Raw genomic sequence first — 11075 nt, 5'->3', positions numbered from 1 at the left:
AAATGAAGCGCTTTATCCGTCAAAAATCTCAGACCTGCGCTTTTCCCGCGCTGAAATACGTTTCTTTAGGAAACCTAATTTTGGTTCGATGAACAGAATCGGCTCTCGATTGCAAAATATGGAGACTTACAGCGAGATTAATCCAATTATTCGGCAGACTAATCGCCAATTCTATTTAACGCTCTTGATTTTTTGCGTCGGATACGCCCATCGCGCACCGAAGACGGGCGCGAAGTCAGAACAGGTCGATGCCGGCCAGAGGATCGTCGTCGTGCAGCCGCGCCGGTGCCGCCTGGCCCAGTAGGCGGTGGGACATCCGCTCCCGGACCTCGCCGAGGGTACACCCGGCGATCATCGCGGCCGCCCAGTCCCGCTCCGACCCGGCGCCGGCCTCCGGGGCCGCCGGAAGCGCCCGCAGGATCGCCTGCAGGTTCTGCATCCGCTGCTTGGCGAGGTCTTGGAACTGCATGGCCACGATCGCGCCCGAGACGTCCTGGGTGATCGCCTCGGTGGTCTGCACGGTCTGGCTCAGCACGCCGGCGAATCGCGAACTCTGCTCGACCAGGGCCTGCATCACCAGGCGGACCCGGGCGTCGGCGTTGCGGCTCTCCTCCGACATGTCGATGGTGGCGATGTCGTGCAGCAACGCGTGGCTGCTGCGCAGACCGGTGGCGATCGAGCCGATCTGCCGCTTGATCACCCCCGACAGGGCGTTGATCGTGCCGGCGAGGCTGCGGACCTCGTCGGCGACCACCGCGAACGCCTTCCCGGCCTCCCCGGCCCGGGCCGCCTCGATCTTGGCGTTCAGCGCCAGCAGGTTGGTCTGGCGGTTGATCTTCTCGATCTCGGCGATGCTGCCGTCCACAGAGGACAATTCGCCGAGCACGCCGTTCAGCGCATCCCCCATGGTGGCGCCGCGCGACGCCATGAAGCCGATCCGGTCGTTGAGCATCGCCAGGATCTCGCCGAGCGCCCCCGCGACCTCGGCGAGCGGCCGCTCGGCCCCGTCGATCCGGACCGACTGGACCGCCGTCACCAGCCCCTGCACGATCTCGGACTGGCCCCGCGTCGTCGTGGCGATCCGCTGGAACCGGTCCGACACGCCGTGCACGTCGGCCTCGACATCCGCCGAGATGATCCCGAGCTCGTCGATCAGCGCATCCAGGGTCCGGCGCTGGACCTCCGACAGGCCGAGCCGCGCCTGGAGCACGTCGGCGGCCGCGCCCCGGCCCTCCGGACGCACCACCACAGGCTCGGCGGCGGTCTCGGCGACGGGCTCGGCGACGGTGTCGGCCCGGTCGGACTCTTGAGCCGCGCGCGGATCCGCTGCGTCCGCCCGAGCTGTCCTGAGATTCGCGCGCCCCCAGAAGGCCATCACCGTGTATTCCTCGGACTCTGCCAGATCTTGCCGGGGACAGGCTTGAACGCAGGACTATCAATCACCGGGTTCCTAGCCGCGTCATCTGAATGAAAAGTTATGCTCCGGGCAGTCTGACCTCCGATCATGCAGATGATGTGACTCATTGTGCTTTGAAGCGATCATCATCTCAAGAAACGTCAATATCAATACAAGCCGCGTATTGGTGCTGAAATACAGTCGGACACCAGTCTCAGCCGAACCGGTATGCCGAAATAAAACCAATGAATTCGGCAAATATAAAACCGCTTCGCCGGTCCGGTCGAGCAGTTTTCAACAGGAATTGCAGCGCGACGGGTCGGACAATCCTGGCCGTTATGGTCAGCTCAAGGAAACTTTAACGGGCGCGACTCTTTATGCGTACGGCTGCAGCCAGTCCGGCCGCGCCTCAGCAGCGGATTGCTCATGGCCGAACACCTCACCCTCACGATGCCGGCCGATTGTACGCTGCGGACCGCGCAGGCGCTCCAGGACGATGTGCTGGCCGCCATCGAGGGCGGGTCGCGGCTCGTGCTGGATTGTGCCGCGATCGAACGGACCGACATCACCTTCGTCCAGCTCGTCGCCGCGGCCGCCCGGACCGCCGGCCGGCGCGGCCTCACCCTAGACCTGACCAACCTGCCCGACCCGGTCGTGACGGCGTTCCGGCGCGCCGGCATCGCACCGCACGCCCCGTTCGACGCCGCTCCCGCTCTCTGATCCCAGGACCGCGCCCCACCATGGCCACCGTTCTCGCCGTCGACGATTCGCCCAGCATCCGGCAGATGATCAAGATCGTGCTGAGCCCCGCCGGCCACACGGTGATCGAGGCCGCGGACGGCGCCGAGGGTCTCGCCAAGGCGAAGGCCGGGGCGATCGACCTGGTGATCACCGACCTCAACATGCCGGTGATGAACGGCATCGAGATGATCCGGCAGCTGCGCACCGTGCCGTCCTGCGCGGGCGTGCCGATCCTGTTCCTGAGCACGGAATCGGACGAGTCGGTGAAACAGCAGGCCAAGTCCGCCGGCGCCACCGGCTGGATCACCAAGCCGTTCAAGCCGGAACAGCTCCTGGCGGTGGTGTCGAAGCTGATCCGGGCTTGAGCCGCCGCCTCTCCCGAGCGGTCCACCGGATGCACACAACAGGGCCGTTCGGCGGCAAGCCTCGGAAACGCAACGCGTTTCCCCCGCCCCCTTGTGACTGCGGGTCAGGCAGGGGAGAATTTTAATCTCCGCTCAGGGCGGACGGCTCAGTCTTTTTCTCGTGACGACCTGACCGATACAGCCCCGCGCCGTCATTCCGGGGCTGCGCGGCGGAGCCCGGGATCCAGAGACGCCGGCGTATTAAGCTCCTGCACCGACGGCGGTTCTGGATCCCGGGCTCGCCTGCGGCGCCCCGGAATGACGGCGCGGGTGATCGCGTGTGGGCCCCACCCTCGGGAGATGAATCGTCCAGCCCGTGTAACCCCGATCCCGCCGCGTGCGGGAATCCACAGGCCCGTGTGGATGACGGCGGCAGCGGCAACGTGGGATCGGAACGGGGACCCGACCGGCACGTTGACCGGCGCAATCACGAACCAATCACGGCGTCTCACACAGTTCGACACAGCGGGTCGGGTACAGAATGGGCGGTCAGCCACCAGGGTCCGGAATGGCTGCGCCGCCGGCGGCCGACCAGGCGGGAGATCCGTCGCACGGGGCCGCTTTGACGGGCAGCGTCGCGCTGGGCGACAGCTTCCGGCGGTTCGCCGACGTGGTGCCGCTGATGCTGTGGCGCTCGGACGAGAACGGCCACGCGGTCCACCACAACGAGTGCTGGCTGGAGTTCACCGGCCGGCCCCTCGAAGAGGAGCTGAGCGTCGGCTGGCGCAGCGGCCTGCATCCCGAGGATTTCGAGCGCCACGCCCAGATCGTCTCGGAGGCGTTCGCGGCGCGCTCGCCGTTCACGGTGGAATTCCGGCTTCGGCGGCACGACGGCGTCTACCGCTGGCTGCTCGACACCGCCCGCCCGCTCGTGGAGGACGGCCGGTTCCAGGGCTATCTCGGCACCTGCTTCGACATCACCGACCGCAAGCATGCGGAGGAGCATATCGAGCAGGCGCTCGCCGAGAAGGAGGCGCTGCTCGCCGAGGTCTACCACCGGGTCCGCAACAACCTCCAGGTGATGGTCAGCCTGATCGGCCTGTACGGGCGGGCCGCCCCGGAACCGTGCCGCGGCAGCTTCGAGGCGCTGGGCCAGCGGGTGCGGGCGATCGCCCTGGTACAGCAGCACCTGCACGAGGCCCCTCACATCGCGTCGATCGACCTGCACGACTACCTGCACCGCCTGGCCTCGGGCCTCGGGCAGCTGCGCCGGGCCGGACGGATCGGCGTGCAGGTCGGCGGCTCCGGGACCGGGCTGGTCGAGCCGCGCACCGCCAACGCCCTGGGCATGATCGTCGCCGAGATCGTGGCCGAGTGCCTGGACGCCACCGCCGAGCACGTCGCCTGCTCGATCGCCATCGAGATCGAGCGCGCGGAGGGGCAGCCGCTGCGCGTCTCGATCGTCTCCGGGGTGAGCGAGATGGCCGCCACCGGACGGTCCAACATCCCCAAGCTCGGGCCGCGCCTGATCGCGGCCTACGCGGCCCAGGCCGAGATCCAGGTCGCGGGCGATGCCAGCACGGCCACGCCCCTGATGCTGACCCTGCCGCCGACGCAGCCGCCGGAGACCTGATCTCCGGCGCCGCGCCCCCTGGTGGTTCGCACGGGAGTCGCCAGATCTCCCCCAGCGCCGTATAGCGGCCCCGCCCAAATCCGGATCCGGTCCACCATGGTTCCCCCGATCGACACCATCGTCGAGAATTTCGCGTTCATCGACGATTGGGAAGAGCGCTACCGCTACCTGATCGAGCTCGGACGCGCCCTGCCGCCGCCGGACCCGGCGCTGCACGCCGAGACCAACAAGGTCCAGGGCTGCGCCAGCCAGGTCTGGATCGACCTCGACGTCGACCGCTCGGACTCGGAGCCGCGCCTGCGTATGCGCGGCGACAGCGACGCCCACATCGTGCGCGGCCTCGTGGCGCTGATGATCGCGCTGTTCGACGGCAAACCCCTGCGCGAGGCCGCGGAGACCGACGCGTTCGCACTCTACACCAAGCTGGGCCTGGGCGAGCACCTGACCCCGCAACGCTCGAACGGCGTCCGCGCCATGGCCGACCGGGTCCACCGGGATTCGGTGCGGTTCCTGGGGGCCGAGGCGTAGGATCGGGCCGACCCGGCCGGCCCCTCACCCGCGCGGGCTGGCGCATTCCCGCATCGCCGGATGCAAAGGGTGAAGCCGAGACCCCTCCGGCGTCCGCACCGGTCCCCCTCACGCCCGCCACAGCCGCAACCGCCCGTGGTCCGGTCCGGTCGCCTCGCGTGCCAGGCCGTAATGCTCGGCCAGCCGCCCCAGGGCGATGCGGACCACGACCTTGGCCGAGCGGGCCGGCCAACGGCGCTCGGCCTCGATCCGCTCCAGGCCCTTGAGGAAGCCGCACAGGTCGATCAGCAGCCCCGACAGGTCGCCGCCCACGGCGTCGAGGGCGCCGCGGACCCGCTGGCGCGCGGCGATCACCTGGTCGGAGGCGGCGGCCGGGTCGCGGGCGCTGCCGCCGTCGACCCGGGGGGCGCCGAGTTCGATCCCCATCCGGGGCAGCATCGCGGCCGTGGTCATGTCCCGGCGCAGCCGCTCGCCGGCCTCGAAGGCGGCCGGGTCGATCAGCGGCGCGCCGTCGCCGCCCCGGCGCCGGACCATCCAGGCCAGAGGATTTTCCGAGGCGTTGCGCAGGGTCGGCTCCGGCCCGCTGCCTGGCTCGACCGTGAGATCGTGGTGTTGGGCCAGGAACGCCATCCCGTCCGGGGCCCCGCCGCGCCGCAGCCGCGCCTGCCCGGCCGTGCCGAGCGTCAGCCGGGTGCCGCCCGGGTTCCAGGCGGCGAGGTCGGCCTCGACCAGCGCCTGCCCGGCCGCGCAGGAGAAGCGTCCGCTCCCCACCGAGACCCCGTCGCCGCCGCGGCGGACGAGCAGCCCGTCCTCGGTGAGCGGATCCGGCCGGGCATAGGCCCCGGCCTCCCCGAGCCGGGCCAGAAGCCGCGCCGCCTCGGACGTCAGGGGCGTCCCGGCCGTCCCACGCGCCGCCGCCTTCGCCCGGCTGGACTTCGCCTTTTTGTTCATGTTTTGTTCCAATCCCGGTACGCAAGGCCCGTCACCACGCCTACCGGACGGTCAGCCCGATTGTCAAGGCTTATTTACCTAATACGGGATTCAGGTCCGACGCTGTCCCGTCGGCGGCTGGCGGAGGATCTCGGCGATCTCCGCCTCGGACTTGCCCCGGACCGCGTAGCCCAGGTCTTCGAAGCGATCGATCAGCGTTGCGCTGTCGGCGGCGGAACGCGCGGCCCATTCGGAGAGGGCGGCGTTCACCCGCACGATGTCCTCCGCGGGATCGCCGTCCGGCGGGTCGGGAATGGCGTTCATGCTCAGCACCTCGGCGCCGGACGGGGGTTCGACGGCCTCGCAGGAAGCGCGCCATCGCAACCCAACGTCCGACGGCGTCCCGGTTTCCCGGCTCGCGGTCCCGGTCGGCTCGCCCTCAGGCGGCGCTCCGGAAGGCGTCGGGCCGGCCCAGCCCGATCGCCTTGGCGAGTTCGGAGCGGGCCTTGGCGTAGTTCGGCGCCACCATCGGGTAATCGGCGGGCAATTTCCACTTCGCGCGGTATTGCTCGGGGCTCATCCCGTACTTCGAGCGGAGATGCCGCTTGAGCGACTTGAACGTCCGCCCGTCCTCCAGGCAGACGATGTAATCCGCCGTCACCGAGCCCTCGACCGGGACCGCCGGTTCCGCCCGCGCGTCCACCGGGCCGCCATGGTCCTCCGCGACCCGTTTCAGGGCCGCGTAGACATTCCCGAACAACGGCCGCAATTCGCCCACCGGGACGGCGTTGTTGCTGACATAGGCCGCCACGATATCGGCCGTCGCACCGACAAGATCGATCCCGTTCCTGTTCTCTTCCACCACGTCCCCCCGATTTCCTAAGAAGCGTGCGTCTCGCTTCTGCCCTCGCCAGTTCAAGCAGCGCCTGATGCAGGCATCGGGACAGAGTGGCACCCAGCACAAACAGGCGGCCCCAGGCCGGGAGTGCACCAATCGATCCCTCATACGAAGGTACAACAGGTGGTTTTGTATTACAAGTTAGAACATCATTACGGATACGCGCCGATGTTTCGGTTGCGCGATACTTAAAGTTCCGCCATCCCATCTAGAAGTAGACCGTCATTTTCTTGAAACCTACCTAAAGTTATGTCCTGGCCGGTTCCGGCGTCGCGGCGGCTTGCGTCCCGGCCCCGGGCGGGACACATCCCCAGACCGGGCGTGACGGAACCCGGCGGGAGAGACGATGACGGATATCGGGCGCGGCCTTCTTGCTCACCGGACCGGGGCGCCGGTCGCCGAGATCCGGCCGCGGCGCTTCAGCGTCCACGGCCGGGAGATCGTCGACGACTACGCGTGGTTGAAAGCGGAGAACTGGCAGGCGGTCCTCAAGGACCCCGCCGCCCTGCCCGACGACATCGCCGCCTATCTCAAGGCCGAGAACGCCTTCGCGGAGGCCGCGCTCGCCGGCGCCGCCGACCTGCGCAAGAATCTGGTCTCCGAGATGCGCGGCCGCATCCAGGAGGACGAGAGCGGCGTGCCCGATCCCGACGGGCCCTACGCCTATTACACCCGCCACCGGGAGGGCGGGCAGCACCCGCTGGTCTGCCGCCGGCCCTCGACCGCGCCGAACGTGCCGGAGTCGGGCCCCGACCCGGACGAGACGATCCTGATCGACGGCGACCGCGAGGGCGAGGGGCTGCCGTTCTTCGAGATCGCCGCCGCGGTCCATTCCGACGACCACGGCCGGCTCGCCTGGAGCGCCGACACCAAGGGCTCGGAACTCTACACGATCCGGGTGCGCGACCTCGCCACCGGGCTCGACCTCGACGACCGGGTCGAGGCCACCTCCGGCGAGGCGGTCTGGGCCGCGGACGGACACAGCTTCTGGTACGTGGCCCTCGACGCCAACCACCGCCCCGCCAAGGTCATGCGCCACCGGATCGGCACCGGGCAGGCGGACGACGAGACGCTCTACACCGAGGCGGATGCCGGCTACTTCGTCCATATCGGGCGCACCCAATCGTGCGCGTTCCTCGACGTGACCGCGAGCGACCACGAGACCTCGGAGGTCCGGCTGCTCGACCGGCACGCGCCGTCCGGCTCCCTGCGCCTGGTGCAGGCGCGCGAGCCGCTGCTGATCTACGACGTCGAGCACCGGGGCGACCGGCTCTACATCCGCACCAACGCGGACGGCGCCGAGGACTTCAAGATCGTCACCGCGCCGCTCGACGACCCGGGCCGGGCCAACTGGACCGACCTCGTGCCCCACCGGGCCGGGGTGATGATCCGCCACCTGCACCTGCTGGCCGGCCACCTGGTGCGCCTCGAGATCGAGAACGCACGGCCGCGGATCATCGTGCGCGACCTCGCGGATGACGGCGAGCACACGGTGGCGTTCGCCGAGGAGGCCTACGCGCTCGGCCTGCGGGGCGGCCACGCGTTCGACACGGCGACGATCCGCTTCGTATACTCGTCCATGACGACGCCGTCCGAGACCTGGGACTATGCCTGCGACAGCCGCGGCCGGACCCTGCGCAAGCGCCAGAGCGTGCCGTCCGGGCACGATCCGGCCGCCTACGTGACCCGCCGGCTGTTCGCCACCGCCCCGGACGGCGAGCAGGTGCCGATCTCGCTCCTGCACCGCCGCGACCTGGCGCTCGACGGCTCGGCGCCGCTCCTGCTCTACGGCTACGGTTCCTACGGGACGCTGATGCCGGCCGGGTTCCGCACGAACCTGCTCAGCCTGGTCGACCGCGGCTTCGTCTACGCGATCGCGCATATCCGCGGCGGCACCGAGAAGGGCTGGCGCTGGTACCTCGACGGCAAGCGCGAGAAGAAGCCCAACACCTTCACGGATTTCATCGCCTGCGGGCGGGCGCTGATCGCGGCCGGCTACACGGCCGAGAAGCGCATCGTCGCCCATGGCGGCTCGGCCGGCGGCATGCTGATGGGCGCGGTCGCCAACCTCGCCCCGGAGCTGTTCGCCGGCATCGTCGCCGACGTGCCGTTCGTGGACGTGCTCAACACCATGCTGGACGCGGAATTACCGCTCACCCCGCCGGAATGGCCCGAATGGGGCAACCCGGCCGAGAGCGTGGCGGCGTTCGAGACGATCCTGTCCTACTCGCCCTACGACAACGTCGCCGCCAAGGACTACCCGGCGATCCTGGCGCTCGGCGGCCTCACCGACCCGCGCGTGACCTACTGGGAGCCGGCCAAATGGGTCGCCCGCCTGCGCGCCACCCTGACCGGCGGCGGCCCGATCCTCCTGCGCATCAACATGGAAGCCGGCCACGGCGGCGCGGCCGGCCGCTTCGACCGGCTGGAGGAGGTGGCGCTGATCTACGCCTTCGCGCTGATGGTGGTGGGGACGGTGTAGGGGCGCTACCTAAAAAGCTATCAGGATTGCAAAAAATTGAGCATTTTTTGCAATCCTATGGCGCAGATTGCGCAAGATTAAATTCTTAGGCAACATTTAATTCGCCACTCCCAAGTTCAGAGGACAAATGACGAACATAGACCTCATGCTGCGGGTGACCAAAATTCTTTCGATGATCAATCAAATGATCTGTCAACGCATTCTTTGCGTCGTCAAGCTTACCTAGCTTCCAGTAGATCATCGCAACATCAAGCAGAGGAGCCGATGATATTTTATCTTTTTTGTATATAGATTCGGTTAGCTCTTCAATTATTGTGTACCGCGAACAAAATCTATTCAGAAATGGTATGCTAAACTCATTTATCAAGCAAATCGCTTTATCCGTCAATAAATCAATATTATCAGATAGGTCCCACCAGATATCGTCATTCGACGCAATTAAACTGAGCCGGCGGCGAATCTGACAATGCGTGCAGTTCACGGAATTACGAGAACGTAGCTTAAAGCTCATTCTTTCGAATACTTCCGACACAAATACAGCGATTTCTATGGTAAATTTTCCGTATAAATTTGGTCGCAGATTCAATATTTCCGTAGGAGATGGCGGCCCGACATTATATCTTCCCGCCTGGAAATCGATTAAATGCTGAATATCGCCATCAACTAATCTCATTAGACTTCGTTTTCTACTACGAAAATCGAACGATCTTATATTTTCAAATACATTCTTTTGAATTTTATTGAGCACTTGAACATGCCCTGATCCATATATCATTGAACTCAAATCCAGATAAGACAAATGGTGGGTTAATATATTACTCGGATCGTTATAAATACCGCAAAATCGATCAGCCTCAAACCTTAAATTGCTTAGTTGGAGCAGCCATTTCGATATGAGGCGCGGAACACCACAAAATTACCTCAGGGCAATAAATTCGTAAATTTTGCAATCGCTGAATTTGCGAAACGTCGGATATACTTGATTATGGCCGTGCTTCCGGCGGCATTGCATCCTGAGGATGTGGGACCGCAGGGTTCTCGTTCGCTTCTCCTCGATCACGCATCTGTCGCGCCGCGTCCGCCGCCGCCTTGTCGGCGGCGGCCTTGAGGGCGGCGGCGCGGGCGCGGTCCATCTCGATCCGGGCCCGGCGGCGCTGGCGCTCGACCTGGTCGGCCTCGGTCAGCTCGATCGTGTCCAGCTCGCGCTGGAGCACGAAGGCCGCCAGCCCGTTCGACAGGGCGCCGACGTCGAGCACGCGCTCGGGGGCCGCGAGGGACCCGGTGAAGCCGAGCTGGACGGCCGGGGGGCCGGCGCTCCAGCCGCGGGGGACCGGGCCGCCGGACAGGAGCCCGCGGGCGTCGAGCCGGCCGCCGCGCAGGTCGTAGCCGAGGGTGCCGGACCAGCGGGCGGCCCCGAAATCGAGGTCGAGGGGGCCGGCTCTCAGGACCCCGCCCACGAGGGTGGCCGGGCTGCGCGCGGGCGCCTTCGCCTGGGCGCCGGCCTTCGCGAGTTCCTCGGCCACCAGGGCCTGCAGCCGGCCTTCGCGGAGGGGATCGTCGATCTCCACCGCCCGGGCGAGCGCGCGACCGAGCGACGCCGGGTCGGCCCCCGGAACGCTCAGATCCTTGAGGGTGAGGCTGCCGCTGCCGGACAGGTTGTCGGCGAGGCCCGGGGCGGTCTCGGCCGTGGTGACGAAGCGCGCGGACGCGGTCAGGCGTCCGCCGATCGGACCGCCGGCCAGGGCGGAGAGGGCCACGTCGTCGAGGGCGCCCTCGCCGGTGACCGACGCCTCCGCGCCCCGACGGGTGAGCGTGGCCGAGCCCGCGATCCGCCCGCCGGCGAGCTTGCCCGTCAGGTTGCGCAGGGTCAGGACGCCGTCCGCAAGGCCGAGGGCCAGGCCGGCCTCCGTGGCGGCGAGGCCGCGGCCGAGGTCGAGGGTCGCGACACGGGCCTCGAGCGCGAGGGGGGCGAGCGCCTGCGGGACCGGGCCGAAGCGGTCGGCCTTGGCCGGATCCGGTGGCAGCAGCAGCGCCGTCGCCAGCTGCGGCACCGACAGGCGGTCGAGGCTGAGCCGGCCGCGCAGCGCCCCGCCCGGGGCCCGCTGCAGCCGGCCGCCCAGGGC

Annotated in this window: 10 protein-coding genes and 1 pseudogene; 5 read left to right on the top strand and 6 right to left on the bottom strand. The window is 67.5% G+C overall.

Features of this window, described 5'->3' with window-relative positions; all coding sequences use genetic code 11:
• Positions 1–235 precede the first annotated feature (235 nt).
• Positions 236–1375: a methyl-accepting chemotaxis protein gene (locus FV242_RS23130; RefSeq protein WP_147940573.1), complete on the bottom strand. Its 1140-nt coding sequence runs from the start codon at positions 1373–1375 to the stop codon at positions 236–238.
• A gap of 447 nt (positions 1376–1822) precedes the next feature.
• On the opposite strand from FV242_RS23130, the gene FV242_RS23125 reads away from it, so the two are divergent.
• From FV242_RS23125 to FV242_RS23110, 4 genes are all read left to right on the top strand, one after another.
• A complete protein-coding gene (locus tag FV242_RS23125; protein ID WP_147910407.1) occupies positions 1823–2116 on the top strand; it encodes an STAS domain-containing protein in 294 nt (97 codons plus the stop codon).
• 20 nt (positions 2117–2136) lie between these two features.
• Complete coding sequence (locus tag FV242_RS23120) at positions 2137–2502, top strand: response regulator (RefSeq protein WP_147910408.1); 366 nt, start codon at positions 2137–2139, stop codon at positions 2500–2502.
• A 520-nt stretch (positions 2503–3022) separates the two neighbouring features.
• The gene (locus FV242_RS23115) at positions 3023–4114 is read left to right on the top strand and encodes a sensor histidine kinase (protein WP_187193426.1); all 1092 of its coding nucleotides are present in this window, start codon (positions 3023–3025) and stop codon (positions 4112–4114) included.
• A gap of 96 nt (positions 4115–4210) precedes the next feature.
• A complete protein-coding gene (locus FV242_RS23110) occupies positions 4211–4642 on the top strand; it encodes a SufE family protein (RefSeq protein WP_147910409.1) in 432 nt (143 codons plus the stop codon).
• Between the two features lie 108 nt (positions 4643–4750).
• On the opposite strand, the gene FV242_RS23105 is transcribed toward FV242_RS23110, so the two are convergent.
• The 3 genes from FV242_RS23105 to FV242_RS23095 all read right to left on the bottom strand — a co-directional run bounded on the left by FV242_RS23105 (position 4751) and on the right by FV242_RS23095 (position 6437).
• Entirely contained in the window at positions 4751–5593 is an 843-nt protein-coding gene (locus FV242_RS23105; protein ID WP_246692834.1) for a DUF6456 domain-containing protein, read from the bottom strand.
• Positions 5594–5683: 90 nt separating this feature from the next.
• A complete protein-coding gene (locus tag FV242_RS23100; protein ID WP_147940562.1) occupies positions 5684–5896 on the bottom strand; it encodes a hypothetical protein in 213 nt (70 codons plus the stop codon).
• 115 nt (positions 5897–6011) lie between these two features.
• Positions 6012–6437, bottom strand: coding sequence for a MucR family transcriptional regulator (locus FV242_RS23095; RefSeq protein WP_246692833.1), 426 nt, complete (start codon positions 6435–6437; stop codon positions 6012–6014).
• A gap of 379 nt (positions 6438–6816) precedes the next feature.
• Between FV242_RS23095 and FV242_RS23090 the strand changes: the two genes are divergently transcribed.
• On the top strand, positions 6817–8952 hold the full coding sequence (locus FV242_RS23090) for a S9 family peptidase (RefSeq protein WP_147940560.1): 2136 nt from the start codon (positions 6817–6819) through the stop codon (positions 8950–8952).
• 85 nt (positions 8953–9037) lie between these two features.
• Here FV242_RS23090 and FV242_RS23085 read toward each other — a convergent pair whose 3' ends face one another.
• On the bottom strand, positions 9038–9727 hold the full coding sequence (locus FV242_RS23085; RefSeq protein WP_281407095.1) for a DUF4304 domain-containing protein: 690 nt from the start codon (positions 9725–9727) through the stop codon (positions 9038–9040).
• Between the two features lie 208 nt (positions 9728–9935).
• Positions 9936–11075, bottom strand: a pseudogene (locus FV242_RS23080) (AsmA-like C-terminal region-containing protein); the annotation flags it as partial.

Source organism: Methylobacterium sp. WL64, assembly GCF_008039945.1.
Classification (GTDB): domain Bacteria; phylum Pseudomonadota; class Alphaproteobacteria; order Rhizobiales; family Beijerinckiaceae; genus Methylobacterium.
Note: the sequence above shows the minus strand (reverse complement) of the source record. Positions and strands in the feature narration are given on the sequence as shown.

Coding starts and splice junctions, on each gene's coding strand:
- FV242_RS23125 (WP_147910407.1), top strand. CDS start 1,823: ATGGCCGAACACCTCACCCTCACGATGCCGGCCGATTGTACGCTGCGG.
- FV242_RS23130 (WP_147940573.1), bottom strand. CDS start 1,375: ATGGCCTTCTGGGGGCGCGCGAATCTCAGGACAGCTCGGGCGGACGCA.
- FV242_RS23085 (WP_281407095.1), bottom strand. CDS start 9,727: ATGATATATGGATCAGGGCATGTTCAAGTGCTCAATAAAATTCAAAAG.
- FV242_RS23090 (WP_147940560.1), top strand. CDS start 6,817: ATGACGGATATCGGGCGCGGCCTTCTTGCTCACCGGACCGGGGCGCCG.
- FV242_RS23100 (WP_147940562.1), bottom strand. CDS start 5,896: ATGAACGCCATTCCCGACCCGCCGGACGGCGATCCCGCGGAGGACATC.
- FV242_RS23115 (WP_187193426.1), top strand. CDS start 3,023: ATGGGCGGTCAGCCACCAGGGTCCGGAATGGCTGCGCCGCCGGCGGCC.
- FV242_RS23120 (WP_147910408.1), top strand. CDS start 2,137: ATGGCCACCGTTCTCGCCGTCGACGATTCGCCCAGCATCCGGCAGATG.
- FV242_RS23105 (WP_246692834.1), bottom strand. CDS start 5,593: ATGAACAAAAAGGCGAAGTCCAGCCGGGCGAAGGCGGCGGCGCGTGGG.
- FV242_RS23110 (WP_147910409.1), top strand. CDS start 4,211: ATGGTTCCCCCGATCGACACCATCGTCGAGAATTTCGCGTTCATCGAC.